The sequence below is a fragment of the Cognatundibacterium crateris genome (assembly GCF_010078235.1).
GTDB classification, from domain to species: domain Bacteria; phylum Pseudomonadota; class Gammaproteobacteria; order Burkholderiales; family Burkholderiaceae_D; genus Undibacterium; species Undibacterium crateris.
This window is the reverse complement of sequence record NZ_JAABOS010000002.1, coordinates 181,001-204,673: the sequence shown is the minus strand read 5'-3', so window position 1 is coordinate 204,673 and position 23,673 is coordinate 181,001. Positions and strand designations below refer to the sequence as shown.

24 protein-coding genes are annotated in these 23,673 nt (G+C 52.9%); 16 read left to right on the top strand and 8 right to left on the bottom strand.

Annotation, left to right across the window (positions count from 1 at the left end; translation table 11 throughout):
* Nucleotides 1-35: 35 nt before the first annotated feature.
* From EYB48_RS04125 to EYB48_RS04110, 4 genes are read right to left on the bottom strand one after another with little or no spacing between them, the layout of a single operon-like run.
* Nucleotides 36-668, bottom strand: coding sequence for a chalcone isomerase family protein (locus tag EYB48_RS04125; RefSeq protein ID WP_162019045.1), 633 nt, complete (start codon nt 666-668; stop codon nt 36-38).
* Complete coding sequence (locus EYB48_RS04120) at nt 665-1,909, bottom strand: SAM-dependent methyltransferase (RefSeq protein ID WP_162019044.1); 1,245 nt, start codon at nt 1,907-1,909, stop codon at nt 665-667. The genes EYB48_RS04125 and EYB48_RS04120 overlap by 4 nt, the downstream gene beginning before the upstream one ends.
* Nucleotides 1,906-2,763 carry a DUF1365 domain-containing protein gene (locus EYB48_RS04115; RefSeq protein ID WP_162019043.1) on the bottom strand — a complete coding sequence of 286 codons (858 nt, stop codon included), beginning with the start codon at nt 2,761-2,763 and terminating at the stop codon, nt 1,906-1,908. The genes EYB48_RS04120 and EYB48_RS04115 overlap by 4 nt, the downstream gene beginning before the upstream one ends.
* Nucleotides 2,764-2,771: 8 nt before the next feature.
* Entirely contained in the window at nt 2,772-4,082 is a 1,311-nt protein-coding gene (locus EYB48_RS04110) for an NAD(P)/FAD-dependent oxidoreductase (RefSeq protein ID WP_162019042.1), read from the bottom strand.
* A 251-nt stretch (nt 4,083-4,333) separates the two neighbouring features.
* Here EYB48_RS04110 and EYB48_RS04105 point away from each other — a divergent pair, with 251 nt between their 5' ends.
* Nucleotides 4,334-4,957 carry a TetR/AcrR family transcriptional regulator gene (locus EYB48_RS04105; RefSeq protein WP_162019041.1) on the top strand — a complete coding sequence of 208 codons (624 nt, stop codon included), beginning with the start codon at nt 4,334-4,336 and terminating at the stop codon, nt 4,955-4,957.
* Nucleotides 4,958-5,069: 112 nt separating this feature from the next.
* Here EYB48_RS04105 and EYB48_RS04100 read toward each other — a convergent pair whose 3' ends face one another.
* Nucleotides 5,070-5,630, bottom strand: a complete 561-nt coding sequence (locus EYB48_RS04100; RefSeq protein ID WP_162019040.1) for a glutathione peroxidase — start codon at nt 5,628-5,630, stop codon at nt 5,070-5,072.
* A gap of 280 nt (nt 5,631-5,910) precedes the next feature.
* Between EYB48_RS04100 and EYB48_RS04095 the strand changes: the two genes are divergently transcribed.
* The 8 genes from EYB48_RS04095 to rfaE2 all read left to right on the top strand — a co-directional run bounded on the left by EYB48_RS04095 (nt 5,911) and on the right by rfaE2 (nt 13,512).
* Nucleotides 5,911-6,939, top strand: a complete 1,029-nt coding sequence (locus EYB48_RS04095; RefSeq protein WP_162019039.1) for a sulfate ABC transporter substrate-binding protein — start codon at nt 5,911-5,913, stop codon at nt 6,937-6,939.
* 325 nt (nt 6,940-7,264) lie between these two features.
* The gene (gene ssuE, locus EYB48_RS04090) at nt 7,265-7,861 is read left to right on the top strand and encodes an NADPH-dependent FMN reductase (protein WP_162019038.1); all 597 of its coding nucleotides are present in this window, start codon (nt 7,265-7,267) and stop codon (nt 7,859-7,861) included.
* Nucleotides 7,862-8,072: 211 nt separating this feature from the next.
* Nucleotides 8,073-8,927 (top strand): EAL domain-containing protein, encoded by an 855-nt coding sequence (locus EYB48_RS04085; protein WP_162019037.1) that lies wholly within the window; start codon nt 8,073-8,075, stop codon nt 8,925-8,927.
* Nucleotides 8,928-9,062: 135 nt separating this feature from the next.
* Nucleotides 9,063-9,923, top strand: coding sequence for a sulfate ABC transporter permease subunit CysT (cysT, locus tag EYB48_RS04080; protein WP_162019036.1), 861 nt, complete (start codon nt 9,063-9,065; stop codon nt 9,921-9,923).
* Nucleotides 9,920-10,825 (top strand): sulfate ABC transporter permease subunit CysW, encoded by a 906-nt coding sequence (gene cysW / locus EYB48_RS04075; RefSeq protein ID WP_162019035.1) that lies wholly within the window; start codon nt 9,920-9,922, stop codon nt 10,823-10,825. Before cysT ends, cysW begins: the two co-directional genes overlap by 4 nt.
* Nucleotides 10,826-10,846: 21 nt before the next feature.
* Nucleotides 10,847-11,911, top strand: a complete 1,065-nt coding sequence (locus EYB48_RS04070) for a sulfate/molybdate ABC transporter ATP-binding protein (protein ID WP_162019034.1) — start codon at nt 10,847-10,849, stop codon at nt 11,909-11,911.
* Between the two features lie 86 nt (nt 11,912-11,997).
* Entirely contained in the window at nt 11,998-12,939 is a 942-nt protein-coding gene (locus tag EYB48_RS04065; protein WP_162019033.1) for a CysB family HTH-type transcriptional regulator, read from the top strand.
* Between the two features lie 81 nt (nt 12,940-13,020).
* Nucleotides 13,021-13,512 carry a D-glycero-beta-D-manno-heptose 1-phosphate adenylyltransferase gene (rfaE2, locus tag EYB48_RS04060; RefSeq protein WP_162019032.1) on the top strand — a complete coding sequence of 164 codons (492 nt, stop codon included), beginning with the start codon at nt 13,021-13,023 and terminating at the stop codon, nt 13,510-13,512.
* Between the two features lie 23 nt (nt 13,513-13,535).
* On the opposite strand, the gene EYB48_RS04055 is transcribed toward rfaE2, so the two are convergent.
* The 3 genes from EYB48_RS04055 to EYB48_RS04045 form a co-directional block, all read right to left on the bottom strand.
* Nucleotides 13,536-16,301 (bottom strand): GGDEF and EAL domain-containing protein, encoded by a 2,766-nt coding sequence (locus EYB48_RS04055; protein WP_162019031.1) that lies wholly within the window; start codon nt 16,299-16,301, stop codon nt 13,536-13,538.
* A gap of 85 nt (nt 16,302-16,386) precedes the next feature.
* Nucleotides 16,387-16,857: a tRNA (uridine(34)/cytosine(34)/5-carboxymethylaminomethyluridine(34)-2'-O)-methyltransferase TrmL gene (gene trmL / locus EYB48_RS04050; protein ID WP_162019030.1), complete on the bottom strand. Its 471-nt coding sequence runs from the start codon at nt 16,855-16,857 to the stop codon at nt 16,387-16,389.
* An 8-nt stretch (nt 16,858-16,865) separates the two neighbouring features.
* Entirely contained in the window at nt 16,866-17,606 is a 741-nt protein-coding gene (locus tag EYB48_RS04045) for a ComF family protein (RefSeq protein WP_162019029.1), read from the bottom strand.
* A 143-nt stretch (nt 17,607-17,749) separates the two neighbouring features.
* On the opposite strand from EYB48_RS04045, the gene EYB48_RS04040 reads away from it, so the two are divergent.
* From EYB48_RS04040 to EYB48_RS04015, 7 genes are all read left to right on the top strand, one after another.
* The gene (locus EYB48_RS04040) at nt 17,750-18,661 is read left to right on the top strand and encodes a methyltransferase domain-containing protein (protein WP_162019028.1); all 912 of its coding nucleotides are present in this window, start codon (nt 17,750-17,752) and stop codon (nt 18,659-18,661) included.
* 236 nt (nt 18,662-18,897) lie between these two features.
* Nucleotides 18,898-20,070: a cytochrome c oxidase subunit II gene (coxB, locus tag EYB48_RS04035; protein ID WP_162019027.1), complete on the top strand. Its 1,173-nt coding sequence runs from the start codon at nt 18,898-18,900 to the stop codon at nt 20,068-20,070.
* A gap of 23 nt (nt 20,071-20,093) precedes the next feature.
* Entirely contained in the window at nt 20,094-21,689 is a 1,596-nt protein-coding gene (gene ctaD, locus EYB48_RS04030) for a cytochrome c oxidase subunit I (protein WP_162019026.1), read from the top strand.
* Nucleotides 21,690-21,727: 38 nt separating this feature from the next.
* A complete protein-coding gene (locus EYB48_RS19130) occupies nt 21,728-21,841 on the top strand; it encodes a cytochrome oxidase small assembly protein (protein ID WP_408058254.1) in 114 nt (37 codons plus the stop codon).
* Nucleotides 21,842-21,853: 12 nt separating this feature from the next.
* On the top strand, nt 21,854-22,441 hold the full coding sequence (locus tag EYB48_RS04025; protein WP_162019025.1) for a cytochrome c oxidase assembly protein: 588 nt from the start codon (nt 21,854-21,856) through the stop codon (nt 22,439-22,441).
* 7 nt (nt 22,442-22,448) lie between these two features.
* Nucleotides 22,449-22,661 carry a DUF2970 domain-containing protein gene (locus EYB48_RS04020; RefSeq protein WP_162019024.1) on the top strand — a complete coding sequence of 71 codons (213 nt, stop codon included), beginning with the start codon at nt 22,449-22,451 and terminating at the stop codon, nt 22,659-22,661.
* A 32-nt stretch (nt 22,662-22,693) separates the two neighbouring features.
* Entirely contained in the window at nt 22,694-23,554 is an 861-nt protein-coding gene (locus EYB48_RS04015; RefSeq protein ID WP_162019023.1) for a cytochrome c oxidase subunit 3, read from the top strand.
* Nucleotides 23,555-23,673 lie beyond the last annotated feature (119 nt).

The following is a 23,673-nucleotide window of genomic DNA, read 5'->3' as shown; positions in this document are numbered from 1 at the left end:
CGTTTCCTTCAGCCAGTCAGTGAGCGTGTTCAGAATCAGGGTGTAGTACCAGCGTTGTTGCCAGTACCGGCCAGTAATTGCTTGCGTAAGGCCGGTGCGGAGGTATTCGGATGCAGCCAGATCGCAAAGAAAGCCTGTGCAAATTCGCTGTCTTTGACTTCAGCGAGCAGTTTTCCATCCAGATAAAAGCGCGCTCCGTTGCTGCCATCAAAGATGCCGGTGATATGCGTGCCTTCTTTCACGTCTGGGAAAATCTGCTGCATAGTAGCCAGCCATTGCTGCCGTTTTTCCGGTGTGCCGACCTGCAGTTTTTCCATTTCATCCAGACTGGCTTGCGCAATCTTTTTACCGACCAGACTGCGCGCATAGCGCAAATCCAGCGCATAGCGTTTCAGATCGGGACGCCAGCCTTCCGGGCCAGTCCACAGGCTGGCCTGGTAAATCGCCAGTCCAAACCAACGGTAGCCGCCGCTGCCGGACAGACGCGCCTTGCCTAATTCTTGCTGGATATGGGATGGTGCGCTTTCGGTCTGGGTCTGCGCTGGAGTTTGCGCCTGAGTCTGACCGCTGGCATGCAGCGGACTGAAGCAGCTAAGCAGCAGTAATCCAGTCTGCAGCCAGCGTCGCAGCAAGGCTGGCCGATGAGTGTGTATGGGTTGCGGTTTCATCGTTTGCGTAGCGTGAATTGAGCGACATCGATATTCCCGGCGCGGAATCCGGCTTCGCAATAGACCAGATAAAATTCCCAGGTGCGCAGGAAAGCCTGATCAAAACCCTGAGCCCGGATTTCTGGTAATTTTTCCAGGAAGGCCAGCCGCCATTCCTGTAAGGTTCTGGCGTAATCCAGCCCGAAGGTAAAGGTGTCTTCCACCTCCAGACCGTATTCCTTCGCCAGCGCATGGAAGCGTGCGATGGAAGGCAGCATGCCGCCCGGGAAAATATATTGTTGGATGAAGTCAGTGCCGTTGCGATAGCGGCTAAACAAATCGTCGGCAATCGTAATGCTTTGTATGCAGGCGCGGCCACCACGCTTCAGGTTACGTTGCAGGCAGGCGAAATACGAAGGCCAGTATTGTTCGCCCACCGCTTCAAACATTTCTATCGAGGCGATCGCATCAAACTCGCCGCGCACATCGCGGTAATCAAGTATTTGCAGATCGCTTTGCGCGTGCAGTCCGGCACGCTGCAGCCGCTCGCGCGCGAAATGCAATTGCTCGGTAGAGAGTGTCAGCCCGGTCACGTGGGCACCGGCTTCACGCGTCGCCATTTCAGCAAAACCACCCCAGCCACAGCCGATTTCCAGCACCTTGGCAGAAGCTGGTAATTGCAGCTGATTCAGAATACGGCGGTATTTCATGAGTTGTGCATCATGCAGATTGCCGACCTGATCGCCATCGAACAAGGCACTGGAATAGGTCATGGAAGGATCCAGCCACAGCCGGTAAAAATCATTCCCTATATCGTAATGCGCATGAATATTTTTCTTGCTGCCGGTGCGTGAATTGCGGTTGAACAGATGCTTGATGCGATACAGCAGGCTGCCCCACCAGGTACCGTAAATCACCGATTCCAGCTGCGCCCGGTTACGCGTGATCAGCTCGATCAGACCGACCAGGTTTGGGCTGTTCCAGTGTCCGGCGATAAAACTTTCGGCAAAACCGATATCGCCTGACTTCAACACAGAACGTATCATTTGCCAGTCATGCATATGCAGTTGCACATGCCGGTTGCCATCATCGGCACGTCCAAAACAGGCGCTCTGCCCATCGGGGAAATGCAAGGTCAGGCTGCCTTGCTCCAGCTTGCTCAACAGGTTCAGTACGATACGCATTTCAGCCGGAAAGTGGCTGGTATCCAAATGGGCGATGGCCTGGTTTGCGCTGGACAGGGTGGGGTGTAGACTGCTCATCGGCTGACCTCTTGTTGGGGTGGGCTGGGTTTAGTAAAAAAAGGAACGCGCTTCATCCACAGACGCAATGCCTGCCAGTGGATACGCCACATGACGGCTAAAGTCATCAGCGGATAGCGCAGCATGACAAAGGCGATGCGGCGGTCACTGAGTGGCCCGGCCTGACCGGATACGCTGGTCAGCAGTAAGGGGCCAGCGGCATCGTCATAATCGATTTTCGCCAGATAACGCGCAGCGGTCTGTACGCTATCTGTGCGCTGTGTGTTATCCGCGTTCTGAGTGTGCTGTGTTGGGTGACGGTGCAGGAAACGGAAGCGGTAGCGTCCCTCCACTTCGCAGAATGGCGACACATGGAATACTTTTTCAGCCTGACTTTCCTGGCCATTCGTCAACGCCGACTCCTGTGCCAGTAAGTAGATATGCTTTTCTCCGAAGGTGTTATTCACTTCGCACAGAATCGCGCGCAGTGTGCCGTCCTGACGGTGACAAAACCAGAATGAGACTGGGTTAAACACATAACCGAATACACGCGGGAAGCATTGCAGCACGATCTCGCCATCGGCATCATGTACGCCATGCGCATGCAGTATCTGCTGCGCCCAGGTCAGCAAGGCACCCTGACCATCGCCGTGATCGCGGCTGTAAAACGACAGGCAATTCCAGCGGTTGAGTGAGAACAGGCGACAACCGGTGTCTGCGCTTTGCTGTTCCAGATTTTGCAGCGGTATGCGCAGAAAAAACACGCCGTAACGGAAGGCATGCACGGCAGGACGCAAGCGCTGATGGATCACTACACCGCGGCACAGTTCTATCTGACGCGCGCTGTGGTTTGTTGTGGTGTGTGCGTTATCCATAGTCAGATTCAGGCTGCGGCCGACCAGGTTTCGCCAGTTTCGGAAGAAGCGGCGCGTGCCAGGATGTTTTTCGCCACAAACAGTCCCGATTTCAAGCCATCTTCATGGAAGCCGTAACCGGTCCAGGCACCGGCAAACCAGGCTGACCGCTGACCTTGTAACTGCGTCAGCGCCTGTTGTGCAGCAACGGCTTTGCTGTCAAATACCGGATGTGCATAGTCATAGCGCGCCAGCACTTTGTCAGCGGCGGGTTCGCGAATCGGATTCAGTGTCACGATGACCGGTGTCTGACAAGGTAGCGGTTGCAATTGATTGATCAGATAGTGTACGCAAACACGTGGCTCCGCCCCATTTTCGCTTTCATAATTCCAGGCCGACCAGGCTTTGCGGCGTGTCGGCAGGAAGCTCGCGTCGGTGTGCAGCACTGCGTGATTTGGCTGATAGCCAACCGCCGACAAGACACTGCGCTCTGCGCTGCTGGCATCTTTCAGCAAGGCCAGGGTCTGGTCGCTGTGGCAGGCAAATACAACCTGATCAAAGGTTTCTATACCGCGTGTTGATTCAACGATCCAGCTGCGCTGCGCATTTTGATACACCGCATGGACCGGCGTTTTCAGATAGCTGTGGCTGATCACAGGCAGCATTTTTTCTACATACTGGCGCGCACCGCCTTTGACGGTTTGCCATTGCGGCCTGTCATTCACTTGCAGCAAACCGTGGTTATGGCAGAAATTGACAAAGGAAGACAGCGGAAACGCCATCATGGTTTCGGTGGGGCAGGACCAGATGCAGGCCGCCATCGGCAGCAGATACCAGTTCCGGAATTCGTCGCTGTAACGATGCTGATCCAGGAACTGTCCCAACGGTGTGTGGAATTCCTGCTGGCTGGCCGACTGGGCCATTGCAGTCGTTTGCTGATTGAAGCGCAGAATATCGCGCAACATGCGCAGGAAGCCAGGATTGAACAGATTTCTGCGCTGTGCAAACACAGTATCCAGATTGGCGCCCGCCCACTCCAGCAAGCGTTTGCCTTGCGGCATTTTGACCGAGAACGACATATCAGTCGCCACTGTCTCTATCTGCAAATCCTGAAACAGCCGCACCAGATTTGGATAGGTTTTGTGATTAAACACCAGGAAGCCGGTATCGACGCCAAAGCTTTTGCCTTCCAGGCTGACATCGACGGTATGCGTATGTCCGCCAAAATAATCGTTCGCCTCAAACAGGCTCACCTCAGGTTTGACTGCAAGTTTTGCCTTGGACAATTCGTAGGCGCAAGACAAGCCGGAGATGCCGGAACCGATGACAGCGATTTTCATAGGGGCAGAGATCGTTGTTGAAGTTTCATTATCACACCTTGATGTGACGCTTAGTTTGCATTGCAGTTATTTCTTGCAGGAACGTTGTTATTCGCACCTGCATCACTCGGGATATCTTTTTTTTTCACAGTTTTACGCCGGTTTTCCTGTGCTTGCAGCCGCTCTGGAGTAAAATGTGACCATCAATTTCAAAACGTGACTCATCAGTCATAAAATATACTACAAAGTTTTATTTTGTGCAGAAAAATATCATGCAGATAAAAATTCCCTTTAAAAAACAACAGTTTGATGCGCGTGAAGAGGCCATCATCGATGCCGTGAATCGCTTGTTATCGGAAAAAGGCTATGACCTGATGACCATGGATGATGTGGCCGATGCGGTGGGAATTGCCAAAGGCAGCCTGTATAAACATTTCTCTTCAAAAGAAAAGCTGGCGGCCGCAGCGCTGACCCGCTTGTTGAATGCCATCGTGGCCGAGCTCGATGGTCTGTCCGCCGACTTACCAGCGCTGGCGCAGATACGGCATATCCTGGCCTGGTCACTCAGATTGCGGCTGCAAGGCGGCGTGCCGCATTTACCTTCGACCAGCCTGACCTTGCAGCGCAGTCTGATGTTGAACCTGGAATACGTGATGGTGGCGCTGAAAGTGCATAAGCGCTTTCATGCCATGGTGGCGCGTGCGCGCGAACAGGGCGCGCTGACACCGTTGGTGCCGGATGATGTGCTGGTCTACACCCTGTATTCCCGCGCCTGTGATCCCACCATGGAATTCCTGCTCAGGGATAAAAAACTCAGCCATGAACAAATCGTAGATGCGATGGTGCATGCGACCATTGGTGGATTTTTATCAGAACAGGCGCGTGCGCAGTTTTGAGCGCAGCGCAGTGTAAAAAGTTTGGGCTGATTTGCGTGGTACTGAAATAATAAACCCTGCCGTAGCAGGGTTTATTTTTTGCAGGGTGTTGAGCCTGTAGCTTGCGTGAAGATTACTGCGCCAGCGCCTTCTCAATATCGGCCACCAGTTTCTTATCATCCGGTGTCGTCATGCTGGAGTAAGCTGCGACCACATTGCCTTTGCGGTCGATCAGGTATTTATAGAAATTCCATTTCGGGGTGGTGCCGGTGGCTTTGACTAGTTCGGCATAGAAGGGATTGATATCCTTACCACTCACTGCGGTTTTAGCAAACATGGGGAATTTCACGCCATAGGTGTTAAAGCAAAAATCCGCGATTTCCTTGCTGTTACCCGGCTCTTGTTTACCGAAATCATTCGATGGAAAACCCAGCACCACCAGACCCTTATCGCTGTATTTGGCAAACATCTTTTCCAGCCCTTCATATTGCTTGGTGAAGCCGCAATAACTGGCGGTATTCACGACCAGCGCCACTTTGCCTTTGTACTGGCATAAGTCCTGAGGCGCATCATCCTGCAAGCGGTTAAAACTGTGTTTCAGCACTGCCGGGCAGGCATCCTGTGCGCTGGCATAGCCGCTCGCCAGACTGAGTCCGGCGAAACTGATAGCGAGCAACTGTGTACGTAGCAACATGGCGAACTCCTGGATAAAGATGTATGACCGCAAGCGCGGTCTTATGGCTCCTGCTTGCCAGCCAGACCAGATGCGGAGTGCACAAGCTGAATATGGCATCGGTGCGGATAGAAATCAAAAACGGCTTAGTGTAGCCGAGCCACGGATTTTGTGCCGTGCGTTCCTTTATGTGAAATTTGAATATTGAAAATCAAAAATCTTAGTTTTCAAATATATAGCCTGACTTTAAGCTGGATTTATTGACGAATCACCCCTTAAAGACGAAATGGAAGGTTTAAGCATGATCACTACTCGATTTTCCCGGGCAATACTGGCAACTGGTGTCGTACTGAGTTCAGCACTGGGGCTGAGCGCGACAGCGCAGGCCGCCGATATCTCTTTGTTAAACGTCTCCTATGATCCTACCCGTGAGCTGTATCAGGATATCAATCAGGCGTTTGCCAAACAATGGCAGGCTAAAACCGGTGATAAAGTCACCATCAAACAATCACATGGCGGTTCCGGCAAACAGGCGCGTGCCGTGATAGACGGGCTCGATGCCGATGTCGCCACGCTGGCTCTGGCTTATGACACCGATGCGCTGGCGGAAAAAAATCTGCTCGATAAAAACTGGCAAAAACGTTTGCCACACAATGCCTCGCCTTACACATCCACCATCGTATTCCTGGTGCGTAAAGGCAATCCGAAAGCGATTAAAGACTGGAATGATGTGGTGAAACCGGGTGTGGCAGTTATCACACCTAATCCTAAAACTTCCGGCGGCGCACGCTGGAATCATCTGGCAGCCTGGGGCTATGCGCTGAAACAACCGGGCGGCTCCGAAGCGAGTGCTAAAGAGTTCCTGAGCAAACTATATAAAAACGTACCGGTACTCGATTCCGGCGCACGTGGTGCCACCACCACCTTCGTAGAACGCGGCATCGGTGATGTGTTGCTGGCCTGGGAAAATGAAGCGCTGTTAGCGATCAAGGAACTGGGTCCGGACAAGGTAGAAATCGTTGTGCCTTCCACCAGTATTCTGGCCGAACCGGCGGTATCCGTAGTGGATAAAGTGGTTGACCGGCGCGGTACCCGCAAAGTCGCAGAAGCTTATCTGCAGTATCTGTACAGCGATGAAGGTCAGGACGCGATTGCTAAACACTACTATCGTCCGACCACAGAAAAAGCGACGAAAAAATATGCAGCGCAATTCCCGAGTGTGAAGTTGTTCACGATTGATGATGTGTTCGGCGGCTGGACTAAAGCGCAGAAAACCCATTTCGCAGATGGCGGTATTTTCGATCAGATATATCAGCCAGGTAAGCGTTAATAGTAAAAGTGTGCAGGCAGCAGTCTGCCTGCACACATGAAGTGAGCGACATGGAAAACGGGTGTGCGCCACGCAACAGCGTCGCCTGAATTCTTTTCCTTTAGGACTCACGAAAAACCGCCCCAGCGGCGTTATGGCTCCCCTTCGTATGGCTTGTACAGCTTGTACTGCCTGCGTCACCATGGTGTAGCCAGGGTTTCAGGCAACATGTTGCCTGCTGGCGAAACGAACATCGCTTACCAGCGATGTTTCCTAAAGCACCAAAGGAGTTTTAGCCTTGCCGGGACAATTTTGCGTCAGTCCTAACCTTGATGAAGGAGATGTGATGAGCGTGTTATTACTCTCTGGCAGCCCGGTGACGCCTTCGCGTTCGGCCCGGCTACTGGATTATGTGGGCGAAAGGCTCAATGCTTACGGACAGCGTACTGTCAGTGTGCCGATTCGTGAATTGCCGGTACAGGCGCTGTTCAACGCCGATTTTAGCGATCCGGAATTGCTGGCAGCGCGCCAGCTACTCGCAAAGGCAGAGGCAGTCGTGATTGCCACCCCGATTTATAAAGCGTCCTACAGCGGTTTGCTGAAATCTTTTCTGGACGTATTACCGCAGGATGGGCTGGCTGGAAAAGTCGTACTGCCTATCGCAACTGCGGGTTCGCAATCGCATATGCTGGCACTGGATTACAGCCTGCGTCCTATCCTGGCATCTTTATCGGCACGCTATATTTTGCCGAGTATTTATGCTACGGATGCACAAATACAATGGCATGAAACCGAAGGTCTGCAAATCGATCCGGTCATCGCTGAGCGCGTTCACAATGGTGTAGAACTGCTGCATGATGCACTGGAATCTATGCGCCAATATCAACTCTCCCGCCCTGCCACACGCAGTGCCGCCGCCGCAGAATTACGCTGTCGCGCCTAGCCTGAATTCCTTTTCAATTTCTGACTATATTCTGACTGCGGTCTGCAGGCGCTACGCGCGGACTCCAGGCGGAAATGCAAAGTGTATGCTCATCTGAGTCGTACCGACAATGCCTGTGCTTCACACGGGTAAAGGCAATTGAGCAATCACTGACGAAACGTAAACATTCAAAGTGACTGCCTGTGATACGGCAAAAACAGGAGAAATTTTTATGCATTATCCAACCCTGCAACATTATTTGAGCCGTTTGCAAAGCGCGCTGTCGAATTCCCAGTTGTGGCTGGATGAACAGGGACGCGCACGCGGACGCTATTTCAACGCCAGTCTGACCACTGCTTTTCAGGCGATACGCAGCGGCCAGGATCAGCAAGTGATTGCCTATGAAGCCTATGCACGCAGTTTCGATCCGACTGATCAGGGCTTGAATGTATGGCGCTTACTGGAGTTTGTCGCGAATGATGAAGAGTCGGTTGAGCTGGATCGTTTGTGCCGCTTACTGCATACCATGAATTTTTACCGTCAGTCCGGGGTGCGTCAGCTGGATCTGTATCTGAGTGTGCATAGCCGTTTACTGGCCGCGATAGAGGGCAATCACGGCATGGCATTTCGCCGTATTCTGGATGTGCTGGAATTGCCGCATCAGCACATCATTTTGCAGATGCCTGCCGCCACCGCCAGCCAGCGTTGGGTGCTCGCGCATGTAGTGGAAAACTACCGCCGCAATGGCTTCCGGGTCGGGGTAAATGCGGCCAATCTGGAACAAGCCATCGATTTACTGCAACGGGTCAGACCAGATGCGATCAAGATCGATATTTATGCAGCGAACCGGCCTGAATTACAGATCAGCTTGCTGGAACAGGCTGAACGTGCGCAATGCCAGGTCATCTTCAAACGCATAGAGCAGCAAGAAAAATTCGAAGCACTGCAAAACAGCCATGGCACAGCCAGCCCCTACCTGGTACAAGGCTTTTTATTCGATATCCCGGCCGCGGAACTGCCGGTCACATACAGCTTTACCCAGCCCTTGCCCAGAGCTGTGTATGCACAAGCCAGACCATCGGCCTGAGGATGCAGAGGCAGCTCGCTCAAAAACGGGCTTATGCATTATTAGTCTAAAGAAATAACAAAAAATTCGTTTTTCATATATGAAATTACTGCCAAGATTCGTCATCTTTAGTTAAATCAGTAATAAAGGCTGACTATGGCATTCCTGGCATTGAGTACGCAGGCCAGAGGAAAGCGGGTCATCCCAGGGTTTCATCTGTCTCTGGGATTTACCCTGTTTTACCTCGGACTGATCGTCCTGATCCCGCTTTCCGCGGTGTTTCTCAAAACTTTTACCATGAGCTGGGCGGATTTCGTCAATACCGTGACGTCGGATCGCGTGCTGGCGTCTTATCGGCTGACCTTTGGCGCATCTTTCCTGGCAGCGCTGATCAATGTGGTGTTTGGCGGCATTGTGGCCTGGGTGCTTGTGCGCTATTCGTTTCCGGGTAAGCGCTTTATCGATGCCCTGGTCGATTTGCCGTTCGCTTTGCCGACGGCAGTGGCTGGCATCACGCTGGCAACCTTGTATGCGCCGAATGGCTGGATCGGTAAGCTGCTCACGCCGTTAGGCATCAAGGTGGCATTTACCCCGCTGGGTGTGCTGGTGGCGCTGACCTTTATCGGCTTGCCATTCGTCGTGCGCACTGTACAGCCGGTGCTGGAAGAAGCAGAAAAAGAATTAGAAGAAGCTGCCCTGAGTCTGGGTGCGAGTCACTGGCAGACCTTTGCCAGAGTGATTTTCCCGACGATTTTGCCAGCCTTGCTGACCGGTTTTGCACTGGCATTTGCCAGAGCTACCGGTGAATACGGTTCTGTGATTTTCATCGCTGGCAATATGCCCATGGTGTCGGAAATTACACCGCTGTTTATGATCACCAAGCTCGAACAGTATGACTACGCAGGTGCTACCGCGATTGCTGTGGTGATGTTGCTGCTGTCTTTTGTGATGTTATTGACGATTAATGCCTTACAAGCCTGGACGCGTCGCCGTCAGCATGCCGGGAGAGAAGAATGAGTGCGACTGTGAGCCATCTGCAAAACCCTGTTGCGCGCCGTGCAGAACCTGCGATTCAGCCAACTGCCACTACCGAGGCACGCTGGATACGGATCGCGCTGACGCTGACTGCACTGGGCTTCCTGACTTTATTTTTGTTTGTTCCGCTGGCTGCCGTTTTTGCTGAAGCGCTCAAGAAAGGCTGGCGCCTGTATCTGGACGCGATCCTGGAACCGGATGCCTTGTCGGCGATACGGCTGACCCTGATCGCGGCCGGCATTGCGGTGCCGCTGAATCTGGTGTTTGGGGTGGCTGCTGCCTGGACCATTGCAAAGTTTGAATTCCGTGGCAAAAGCATCTTGCTGACGCTGATCGACTTACCGTTTTCGGTGTCACCAGTGATTTCCGGTCTGATCTACGTACTGTTATTCGGTGCCCAGGGCTGGTTTGGCGAGTGGCTGCGTGAACACGACATCAAAATTCTGTTCGCGGTGCCGGGCATCGTGCTGGCTACGATTTTTGTCACTTTTCCGTTTGTTGCGCGTGAGCTGATCCCGCTGATGCAGGCGCAAGGCAGTGAAGAGGAAGAGGCCGCGCTGGTACTCGGTGCCTCCGGTTGGCAAACTTTCTGGCATGTGACTTTGCCCAATATTAAATGGGGTCTGCTGTATGGCGTGATCTTGTGTAATGCACGTGCCATGGGTGAATTCGGCGCGGTGTCGGTAGTGTCCGGACATATCCGTGGTGAGACCAATACCATGCCCTTACAAGTCGAAATTTTATACAACGAGTACAACTTTGTTGCCGCGTTTGCAGTCGCTTCCTTGCTGACTTTGCTGGCGTTGCTGACACTGGCTTTGAAGACCCTTGTGGAATGGCGCAGTCATGAACAGCGTCGTCATCAGGCCGATCAAGCCGCTTAATTCAGGCAGGAGTAAAAGAGCATGAGTATCGCAGTCAAAGAATTACACAAACGTTTCGGCAACTTCACCGCGCTCGATAACGTATCGCTGGATTTTCCAAATGGCGAATTAACTGCTTTGTTAGGACCATCTGGCTGTGGCAAAACCACTTTGCTACGCATCATCGCGGGTCTGGAATATGCGGATCGTGGCCAGGTCTTGCTGGACGGGCAGGATGCTTCGCAGCAGCATGTGCGTGAACGTCAGGTGGGCTTTGTGTTTCAGCATTATGCGCTGTTTAAACACATGACGATTTTTGAAAACATCGCGTTCGGATTGCGGGTCAAACCGCGTGCAGTACGTCCATCAGAAACTGAAATTCGCGAGAAAGTCACGCGCCTGCTGGAGCTGGTGCAACTGGACTGGCTGGCTGACCGTTATCCGCCACAGTTATCCGGTGGTCAGCGTCAGCGTATCGCACTGGCACGTGCACTGGCAGTCGAGCCACGCGTGCTGTTGCTGGATGAGCCTTTTGGTGCACTCGATGCCAAGGTCAGAAAAGAATTACGGCGCTGGTTAAGACGTTTGCATGACGAATTACATGTGACCAGTATTTTTGTCACGCATGATCAGGAAGAGGCATTAGAAGTCGCGGATCAGATCGTGCTGATGAATCATGGTGTGGTCGAGCAGGTCGGCGCACCGGCTGAGGTGTATCAGCATCCGGCCACGCCTTTCGTCTATGGCTTCCTCGGTAATGTGAATTTGTTCCATGGCCGCGTACATGAAGGCATTTTGGATGCCGGTGGTGTGCAATTCTCTGCACCTGGCCATGCCGATACCAAAGATGCAGTCGGTACCGGCTATGTGCGTCCGCATGAATTCGATATCGACCGTTATTCGCCGGGTGCGGAAGGTCTGGTGGTGCAATTGCGCCGGGTACACAGCATAGGTCCGCTGGCGCAGCTGGAACTGGAACGCGATGACAATGGCGATCTGGTGGAAGCCATGATTTCCAGCGAACGCTATCAGCATTTGAATCTGAAAGTTGGCGAGGCACTGGTACTGCGTCCGCGCCGTTTGCATGTCTTTGTCAACTCACAATAAACAAGGAAGGAATCACGAAAAATTGTCCCGGCAAGGAGCCTTAAGGCTGCGGGGCGGTTTTGCGTAAGTCCTGATAGGAAGATACTATGAATTTCCAACAATTACGTTCTATCCGTGAGGCGTCGCGGCGCGGCTTTAATCTGACCGAAGTCGCAAATGTGCTGTTTACTTCCCAGCCTGGTGTGAGCCGCCAGATCCGCGAGCTGGAAGAGGAACTGGGTGTCGATATTTTCGAACGCAATGGCAAGCGCCTGACTGGTCTGACCGAGCCGGGTAAAGGTATATTGCCTATCATCGAAAGGCTGTTACGCGAAGCCGAAAATCTGCAAAAAGCCGGCAATGAATTTTCCGATCAGACCCGCGGTACGTTGTCGATAGCGACCACTCATACCCAGGCGCGTTATGTGCTGCCGGAAGTGGTGCAAAAATTCCGTCTGGCCTATCCGGATGTACGTATCGCCTTACAGCAAAGCAGTCCGGAACATATCGCGGAATGGGTGATTTCAGGCAAAGCCGATATCGGTATCGCAACCGAAGGTTTATCGCAATTCAAAGACCTGGTTTCATTCGCCTGCTATGAATGGAATCACATGATCGTGGTGCCGGATGGACATCCTTTGCTGAATCAGTCACTGCTGACGCTGGAAGAATTATCGAAATATCCTATCATCACTTACGACCGTGGTTTCACGGGGCGCAGCCACATTGATGCGGCATTTGAACAGGCTGGTTTGCAGGCAGATATCGTACTCACCGCGATGGATTCTGACGTGATTCAGCAGTATGTGAGCCTGGGTCTGGGCGTGGGTATCGTTGCCTCGATGGCGGTGGAAGCCAGCCGTGGTCAGGGCTTGCGTACCCTGTATGGCAAGCATTTATTCACACCGAATGTGACGCGGCTGGCAGTACGCCGTGGCGCATATTTGCGTAGCTACACCTATGACTTCATCCGCGAATTCGCACCGGCACTGAGCAAGGAAGAAATTCACCGCGTGTTGAGCGAAGCCAGTCAGGCCGATCCAGGCTAAAGCTATCCGGGCTGAGACGGCGACTGCAGGGAGCAGAGCGTGTAAAATACGCGTTCTGCTCCTTTTCCTTTTGCACGCTTTATGGCCTCCTTCGAAGACAAAGTCTGTTCCCGCGCACAACTCGCATCACGTGTCGCTGCCTTGGCAAAACCAGTGGTGATGACCAATGGCGTATTCGATATTCTGCACCGTGGCCATGTCACCTATCTGGCGCAGGCCAGGGCGCTTGGGGCTTCGCTGGTGGTTGCGGTGAATACCGATGCTTCGGTGCGGCGTTTGGGTAAAGGTGATGACCGGCCAGTCAACACAGCGGCTGATCGCATGGCCGTGCTGGCCGCACTGGAAGCGGTCAGTCTGGTGGTTGAATTCGAAGAAGATACTGCCTTAGAGGCGGTCATTGCAGCGCATCCGGACATCTATGTCAAAGGCGGTGACTATGACATGCGTGCGATTCCCGAAGGGCAGGCGGTGCTGGCCTATGGCGGTCAGGTTGCCGCAATCGATTTTGAGCATGACCGCTCGACCAGTAAATTGCTCGCCAAGGTGCGTGCAACTTCAGCAGCAGACGCCTAAGCCATAGCTTCATCACTGCCAGCTCACAACTTGCTGGCAGCTTGCAGCAGGAAGTGGTCGAAATCGCTGGCGGACAGTGGTTTGGAGTACAGATAACCCTGCACAAAATCACATTTCGCGCTGCGCAGTAACTGTTCCTGTTCTGCGTTTTCCACCCCTTCCGCTACCACCTGTAAGCCTAGTTTGTGCGCCATCATAATGATCGCTTCACACAAGGCCATATCGCTGCTGTTATCGCGCAGATTGCGTACAAAGGACTGATCGATTTTCAGATAGTCGATATCGAATTTTTTCAGATAAGACAGCGCAGAATAGCCGGTGCCAAAATCATCTATCGCTACCTGTATGCCTGCATCGCGAAAGCCGATGAGGTGTGAGGCAACTTTGTTATCTGCATCCAGCAACAGGCCTTCAGTGATCTCGATATTGATCGCCTGGCCCGGCAAACCCTGCTGCTCCAGATAGGCGATCCAGCTGGAGTAAGGGCTGTTCTCATTCTGGAATTCCACCGGTGACTGATTGATACTGATCTGGAAGTCAGGGTGTATGGTTTTGCGCCACTGGCTGACCCAGCGTACCGCTTCCAGAAAAACCAGTTCGCCTATCGCATGGATCTGGCCGCTGCTTTCAGCGATAGGGATGAATTCCAGCGGGCTGATCCAGCCCTTCTGTGGGTGGTACCAGCGTATCAGTGCTTCGGCTTTGCGTATGATGCCGCTTTCAGTTTCTACGATAGGCTGGAAGTAGACTTGTAATTGCTTGTCACTGATGGCGCTGCGTAATTCATTATTGAGGCGTAATCTTGCTAACGCCGCAGTTTGCAGATTCGGTGTGAAATAGCTGAAGCGGTTGCGGCCCGCGGCTTTGGCGGCATACATGGCCTGATCCGCATGCTTGATCAGATCGGCCAGATTGTCAGCATCGCGCGGATACAGTGTGATGCCTATGCTGGCCGATAAATAAATTTCTTCACCGGCCACATGGAAGGGGGAGGCGAGTTGTTCGATGATTTTGCGCGCTATTTGCTCGACCTGCACGGTATCGCTCTGGTCTGGCAATGACACCGTGAATTCATCACCACCCAGACGTGCCACGGTATCGGTTTCGCGCACGCACAGGCGCAGGCGCTTAGCCGCTTCCACCAGCAGGCTGTCACCGGTTGCATGTCCGAGTGTATCGTTGACTTCCTTGAAAAAATCCAGATCGATGAACAGCACGGCCAGCAAGCTGTTGCGCCGCTTGCTTTGGCGCAGGTTTTGCTCCAGTCTGTCGTAAAACATACGGCGGTTAGGTAAGCCAGTGAGCGGGTCGATATTGGCTTGCTGCCAGATGATGGCTTCCGATTGCTTACGCGCCGTGATATCGAGTACCGTTCCAAGCATGCGCAAGGGATTCCCCTGATCATCCCATTCGACCAGCGCACCTACCGATAAAATCCAGACCCAGCTGCCATTCGCGTGTTTTTGCCGGAACTCAGCACGGTATTCCTGCGCCTTACCATTGATGTAATCGCGGAACGCGCGTTCAGACGGCGCCAGATCTTCCGGGTGTAAGCGGCGTAACCAGTTTTGCCGGTTTTCAGAAAACTGTTCCAGCGGATAGCCCAGCATTAAGGCATAGTCGTCATTGACGATCGCCGTACCGGTCTTTACGTTCAGATCGTATAAGCCCTGATGCGTTGCTGACAAGGCCATGCGCAGGCGTTCCTCGCTGTCGCGTACATCAGCTTCGGCTTGCTTGCGTTCTGAAATATCGGTATGGGTGCCGACTACCCTGACTGGATCGCCCTGGGCATCGCGCTCAATCACGGTACCGCGCGTGAGTATCCATTTCCAGCGCCCATCTTTGCACTGTACCCGGTGTTCATTGATGTAGGTCGGTGTCAGACCGTCAAAGTGTGCTTGCCGGTCAGCTTGCATCTGCTCCAGATCATCCGGATGGGTGCGCCGGTCCAGCTCATCGGATAAATCCTCGATTTCATTCGGTTCGTAGCCATAAATAGCTTTCAAACGGTCGGACAGAATTTCTATGCCGGTTTGCGGATACCAGTCCCACACCCCGTCGCCTGAACTTTCCAGGGCCAGTTGCCAGCGTTCCTCGCTTTGCCTGAGCTGCTGCGTCAGTTCGGCATATACGGTGACATCGTGCATGATCAGGTACCAGCTGCGTCTGCCGGTCAGCGCTGTGGTCGACTCCTGACATCCGACGGCCAGCTCGCGCCGCTGCTGTAACTGCAAAGTGATATTTGGTTGTGTGCTGCCAGTCATTGCTGCATCTAACAGTCCGTCCAACAGACGGGCATTGACTGTGTCAAACAATTCGCTCATGGGCAGGTCTTGCAGCTTTGCGCCTGAAATGCCCAGCCATTGTTGCAGCGTCTGATTGATAAACAGTACACCGCCTTCAGCATTGACTTCGAGTATGCCTATCGGCAGCGCATGTAACAGCTGCTCAGGGTGGCTGGTCTGGTTGTCAGGCAGCCATTCTGCGCTACCTTCTATGACATGAGCATCACCCTGTAACACTTCGGCGACCACGCGCACACAGCCTGGCTGCTGCGCCGAGCGCAGGCTGAGCTGACATTCCAGCCCGGTTTGCTGTGCCAGCATCTGCTGTAAAGCCTGCTCCCAGCCTAGTGCAGATGCTGAGGTGAGCAAGCTGGCGACTTCGTTGAAAGATAAGCGGGAGGTCTGGTGCGGGAGTCCTGCGAGCGCGCACATGCCTGCTGACCAGTGCATTTCTCTGGTGTTGGGATACCATCTCCAAAGGCCGACTCTGCTCAATTGCATAGACTCTTGTCCGGTTTGCGCCGTATAGACGTAATGCAATATTGTGTCTTAAATCAACTTTTTAGTAAAAGTGAATTGTCGTGCTTCAGCTACCACCGGCGAAATCATGTTGGCGCCAAGCCTCATACACCACAACGGCAACCGTATTCGATAAATTCAGGCTGCGATTATCTGGGCGCATAGGCAGGCGTATGCGCTGGCTGGTCGGGAAAGAGTTGCGTAATTCCGGTGCCAGACCACGGGTCTCTGCACCAAATACAAAGTAATCACCAGGTGCAAAGGCGAGCTTGGCAAAACCGGTTGAGCCATGGGTAGTCATGGCAAACATGCGACTGCGGTCGGGTTGTTCCTGTGTCAGAAAAGCTTCCCAGTTTTTATGAACTTTCATGCTTGCATAATCATGGTAATCCAGTCCCGCGCGCTTCATTTTGCTGTCATCGAGCGGAAAACCCAGGGGTTCGATTAAATGCAGCTGGACGCCGGTATTGGCGCACAGACGGATAATATTGCCGGTATTCGGAGGGATTTCTGGTTCAACCAGGACGACATGAAACATGGACTTCCTTATTCAAAATGAGGCGGTGTGCGGGCAAACACATAATTGCTGACTTGCCTGACGCCATAGCGTTTCAGCATTGTAGCGATTTCATGCAAGGTCATGCCAGTGGTAATCACATCATCCACGATGGCGATATGTCTGCCCTGTAGTTGTGTCAGACAGTCGGCCGCCGGACTAAAGGCCTTGGCGATATTCCGGCGCCTGTCGGCAGTAGCCAGCATGGCCTGTTGCTGGGTATGCCTGACTCTGTGTATCGCATACGGCAGGCAGGGCACGCCCAGCATGGCTGCCAGCGGACGTGCGATTTCCAGTGCCTGATTAAAACCACGTTCCTGCAAGCGCTGCGGACTCAGTGGAACCGGGCAGATCAGATCCGGCAGAACCAGGCCGGGCTGGCGCAGTATCGCATCGCGGATAGCACGCGCCAGCAGCGCGGCCAGTGGCAACTGATGCGCAAATTTCAGCGCCAGTACCAGTTGATCCTGGGGTGGCTGATAGTCGGTGGCGCAGATGGTGTTATCGAAAGCAGGCGGATGTTGCAGGCATGCGCCACAGCGCTGATCGTCTGTGCTCAGTGCGATCCCGCATTGCAGACAGGCTTTGCCGCTGCGCGGCAGCGAACTTTGCAGACAGGCTGCGCATACCGCTTCCGGGCTGGCCTGGCGGCACAGCAGGCAACTGCAGGCTGCGATTTGCGACAGTCCGGTAAGGGCGCGTTGCAGAACGGGTGGCAGACGGGTATTCATGCTTATCAGCAGCTAATGACACAAGCGTGTAAACTCTGGCCTTTACTGTAGCAGATTCTCTGCGCCACACAGCCAGCATTCGTGCTCTGCTCGTTGACTGGTGTGGCCGCGTAGCTACCCCTGAACTGTTTTTTTTACGTCTTATGCAAAGCGCTCCCATTGATCTCCAGCTGGTCCCTCGTCTGTTCTCTGATCCTGCAAAAATAGCTGCATCGGACTTTTTACGACGTGAAATCGCTGCGCGTATGCGTGACAAGCTGGAACTGGTGCGTATCAGTCCGGCGCATGTACTTGACGCGGGTTGTGGCACTGGCGCGGATTTGCAGGAATTGCAAAAACTTTATCCTGAGGCACAACTGAGCGGCATGGATAGCTCTGAGGCCATGCTGCAACAAGTCAGGGAACAACAGGCGCAGGCCAGGACCGTATTCGGCAAATTGCTGGGAAAGTGGACGCCGGTCGCTTTGCGCGGCGCGCCTGAAGCCAGTTTGCTGTGTGAAGATTTTGCCGCCACCAGCCTGGCGCAACAAAGTCTGGACCTGGTCTGGTCGAATCTGGCGCTGCACTGGCATCCTGAACCCGACCGTGTATTTAACGAGTGGCGCCGCCTGCTCAGAACCGAAGGTTTGCTGATGTTTTCCTGTTTCGGACCAGATACCTTCGTCGAGTTACGCGATGTATTTGCCGCAATCGATAGTTGGCCACATACCTTGCCCTTCGTCGATATGCATGATTTTGGCGATATGCTGGTCAATGCCGGATTCTCTACCCCGGTGATGGATATGGAAAAGCTGACCCTGACTTACGACAGTCCGCATAAGTTATTGCAGGACGTACGTGCGCTGGGTGGCAATCCGCTGGCGACCCGTGAACGTGGTTTGTTTGGCCGTCAACGCTATCAGCGCCTGTTGGCATTACTGGAAAAACAACGCGGCGCAGATGGGCGTATTGCGCTCAGCATAGAAGTGGTGTACGGACATGCGTTTAAACCTGTCAATACCCGCACCGCCGCAGGAGAATCCATCGTACGCTTTGATTTGCCACGCAAAAAATAGTCATTTTTTCCAGAGGAATTTCACAGTTTTTCTGAAAAACGACAACATATTTGATGTGAATTCTCATTTTGTTTGCGTTGCATCATAGAAATTGCAGAAGTATTCTGCTTGATGTGCGTTTAAATTCCGCCTTATACTCATGCCGTTGTAGAAGTTGCCAGCACGCACTTTGTAACAATATCTCCGCGTTCTGGTGATCAATTCATAAGAATTCTAATCAGGGTTTTGGGGAAATCATGAGACACGCAAAGCGATACAAATCGTTCATGCTGAGTGCTGCACTTCTGGCAACAGGATTGCCAGCCTGGGCTGTGGTCGACAGTCAGGGCGGTCCGGCAGTCCGTCAGCTGAACTTGCAAACACCGGCAACACAGATTGCCGAACAGATCTACTCCTTACACAACTTAATGTTGGTTATCTGCCTGGCGATTTTTGTCGCTGTGTTCGGGGTGATGTTTTATTCCATTCTCAAACACAGAAAATCCCTGGGCCACAAAGCTGCGACTTTCCATGAAAGTACCTCGGTTGAGATTGCCTGGACGGTGGTGCCTTTCATCATCGTGATCCTGATGGCCTTGCCCGCTACTAAAACTGTGGTAGCCATGAAAGATACTTCCAATGCCGATATCACGATTAAGGTGACTGGCATGCAATGGAAATGGGGCTACGATTATCTCAAAGGCGAGGGCGAAGGCATTTCCTTCTTATCCACGCTGGCGACGCCACGTACCCAGATCGGTGCGCCTGGTGTAGAGCCGACAGAAGCGCGCGGCGATAACTACCTGTTGGAAGTCGATAATCAGGTCGTGGTGCCGGTCAATAAAAAAGTCCGCATGATCACCACTGCTAATGACGTGATTCACTCCTGGACCGTCCCGGCCTTCGGCGTCAAACAAGATGCAATTCCTGGCTTCGTACGCGACACCTGGTTTAAAGCCGACAAAATCGGTGTCTATCGCGGGCAGTGCGTGGAATTGTGCGGCAAAGAACATGCCTTCATGCCTATCGTTGTGAATGTGGTGTCGGAAGACGACTACAAAAAATGGGTAGACGTCAAAAAGAAAGAAATGGCTGCCAAGGCGGATGATCCGGCCAAGGTCTGGACAGTGGACGAACTCAAACAACGCGGTGAAAAACTCTATGCAGCCAATTGCGTAGCCTGCCATCAGGCGACTGGTAAAGGCGTACCGGGTGCCTTCCCTGCACTGGATGGATCGGCGGTTGTGACCGGTGAAAAAGGCGCACAGATCGGTATCCTGCTGAACGGTAAAAATGCGATGCCAGCCTGGAAATCCACTTTGTCTGATACAGAAATTGCGGCGGTCATTACCTATACCCGCAACAGCTGGTCAAACAAAGCGGCAGAAAACATCGTACAGCCAGCTGAAGTTCTGGCTGCGCGTAAGTAATCACAGGAATAACAGGAGACAAGATGAGCACTACTACCGTTGATCACGCTCACGATCACTCTCATGACCACGCGCACGACCATCCGCATGGTTTCCGTCGCTGGTTATTTGCCACCAACCATAAGGATATCGGCAGCCTCTACCTGTGGTTTGCCTTCACCATGTTATTGACCGGCGGTGTGCTGGCGCTCGGTATCCGCAGTGAATTGTTCCAGCCAGGTTTGCAACTCATGCAGCCGGAATTCTTTAACCAGCTGACCACGATGCATGGTCTGATCATGGTGTTCGGCGCCATCATGCCGGCCTTTGTTGGTTTTGCGAACTGGATGATCCCGTTGCAAATCGGAGCTTCCGATATGGCATTTGCGCGCATGAATAATTTTTCATTCTGGCTGATGCCACCGGCTGCACTGCTGCTGGCGGGTTCCTTCTGGGTGCCGGGCGGCGCCACGGCTGCAGGCTGGACCCTGTATGCACCGCTGTCCACGCAAATGGGACCGGGTATGGATATGGCGATTTTTGCCGTACACATCATGGGTGCTTCGTCCATCATGGGTTCGATCAATATCATCACGACCATTCTGAACATGCGCGCGCCTGGCATGACGCTGATGAAGATGCCTATGTTTTGCTGGACCTGGCTGATCACTGCCTATCTGTTGATTGCGGTGATGCCAGTACTGGCCGGTGCGATCACCATGACGCTGACCGACCGTCACTTTGGTACTTCTTTCTTCAATGCGGCCGGTGGCGGTGATCCTGTGATGTACCAACACATTTTCTGGTTCTTCGGACATCCAGAGGTGTACATCATGATTTTGCCAGCTTTCGGTATCGTTTCCCAGATCGTGCCTGCGTTCGCCCGTAAGCCTTTATTCGGCTATGCATCGATGGTGTATGCAACCGCCTCCATCGCTATCCTGTCCTTCATCGTGTGGGCGCATCATATGTTCACCACCGGTATGCCAGTCACTGCGCAGCTGTTCTTCATGTATGCAACCATGCTGATCTCGGTTCCTACCGGCGTCAAAGTGTTTAACTGGGTAGCGACCATGTGGAAGGGCTCGATGACTTTCGAGACACCGATGCTGTTCGCAGTCGGCTTCATTTTCGTCTTCACTATGGGTGGTTTCACCGGCCTGATTCTGGCGGTCACACCTATCGACATTCAACTGCAGGATACCTATTACGTCGTGGCGCATTTCCACTATGTGCTGGTGGCTGGTTCTCTGTTCTCGCTGTTCGCCGGTTACTACTACTGGGGACCAAAGTGGACAGGTTTCATGTACAACGAAACACGCGGCAAAATCCATTTCTGGGGTTCGCTGATTACCTTCAATATCACTTTCTTCCCTATGCACTTCCTGGGCCTGGCCGGTATGCCGCGTCGTTATGCGGATTATCCGGCGCAGTTCACGGACTGGAATATGGTAGCGACGGTGGGTGCCTTTGGCTTCGGTCTGATGCAGGTCTACTTCATCCTGGCGGTGGTGATCCCATCGATCAGAGGTGGTCAGCCGGCAGCAGCTAAACCATGGGAAGGCGCGGAAGGTCTGGAATGGACAGTACCAAGTCCGGCACCTTTCCATACCTTTGAAGAACCACCTGTCTTTAAATAAGACCTTGAGGGCAGTGCAGGTCGGAAGGCCTGCGCTGCATGATGATGAATAATGAAAAAAAGCCCAACAACCTCAGAACGGCGCTGATCCTGGCCTCAGTCGCACTGGTGTTTTTTATCGGTGTGTTTATCAAGCAGGGAATACTGCGTTAAGCGGGCTCAGGCATGGATGAACATACAGATCAGGCACAGGGCAATGTCGGCTTGAACCGCCGCATGTTAGGCAAATTGCTGGTGATTGCCGTCATGATGTTTGGCTTTGGTTATGCCTTAGTCCCGATTTACAAACAGATTTGCGAACTGACCGGCGTGAATATCCTGACGCCCAAAGATATTTCTCTGAAAGAGATATCGAACAGCCAGGTGGATCTGAGCCGCGAAGTAACTGTGGAATTTGATGCTAATACCCAGGGGCCATGGCGTTTCCGCCCTGTGGTGTCAAGCATGAAAGTGCATCCCGGTGAAATGGCGCAGATCGTATATGAAGTCGTCAATAAACAGGCTGTGAAGATGGATGCGCAGGCGATACCCAGCTATGCGCCGCAGCAGGCAGCAAATTATTTTAAAAAGATGGAGTGCTTCTGTTTTAAACAACAGACGCTGGAAGCCAATGAAGCACGGCAAATGCCGGTGGTGTTTTATATCGATCCGGCGATTCCCAAAGAAGTGAAGACAATTACTTTGTCCTATACTTTCTTTGAGGTCGGTGGCAAAACCCAGTCGCTTGCCATGGCAGCGCAGGAACAGAAATGAGTCATGAATGAGTGATTTAAAAGAAGCGGCGCAACGCAAAATGTCGTTTGTAGCGACGATGAAAGCGGTGTTCTGGTCGTTTCTGGGTATCCGCAAAAAAGGAGATTATGAACAGGATGCAGCCCAGCTCAATCCTGTTCATGTGATCATCGCAGGCATCATCGGCGCTGTGCTGTTTGTCATGACGCTGATATTTATCGTTAAACAGGTCGTCGCATAATAACAATCCGAGATACGTTTCAGGAGATGGAAATGAGTTCTTCAAAAGCAGCAGCACCTTATTACTTTGTGCCCGGCCCTTCCAAATGGCCTGTGCTGGCCGGCGCCTCTTTATTGCTGACGATGATAGGCGCATCCGCCTGGGTCAATAGTGTGAGCTGGGGTTCTTATGCCAATTTTGCCGGCATCATCCTGACCCTGGTCGTTTTATATAACTGGTTCGGCGATGCGATTGCTGAATCGGAAGGCGGCAAATACAGCACGCGTATTGATGTGTCCTACCGCTGGAGTATGAGCTGGTTTATTTTTTCTGAAGTGATGTTCTTCGGCGCATTCTTCGGTGCCTTGTTCTATGCGCGCAGTATCACCATGCCATGGCTGGGTGATCTCGATCACAAGGTCTTGTGGCCGGATTTCGCGGCACAATGGGGGAACACGGGGCCGGCCGGTACGGTCGATGCGTTTAAGACTATGGGCCCATTTCCTATCCCGACTATCAATACCGCATTACTGCTGACTTCAGGCGTCACACTGACGCTCTCTCACCATGCACTGCGTGCCGGCCAGCGTGGCAAAACTGCGGGCTGGCTGTTCGCCACGGTCGTGCTGGGTGCGGTGTTCATGGGCTTCCAGGTCTATGAATACATGCATGCTTACAGCGAACTGAATCTGAAACTGACTTCAGGCATTTATGGTTCGACTTTCTTCATGCTGACCGGCTTCCATGGCTTCCACGTGACGATGGGGGCAATCATGTTGTCTGTGGTGCTGTATCGTGTACTCAAAGGCCACTTCACGCCGGAACAGCATTTTGCGTTTGAAGGTGCGGCCTGGTACTGGCACTTTGTCGACGTGGTCTGGCTGGGACTGTATGTGGTGGTGTACTGGTTGTAAGCATTGCCAGGTTTGACGACGGGCAGGCATTTCGTATCGTCGTCAAACTACGCAGCACAGGCCGCAGGTTTGCTGCGGCTTTTTTCTGTCTGCTGTATTCTGTTTTGGTTTTCTCGTGA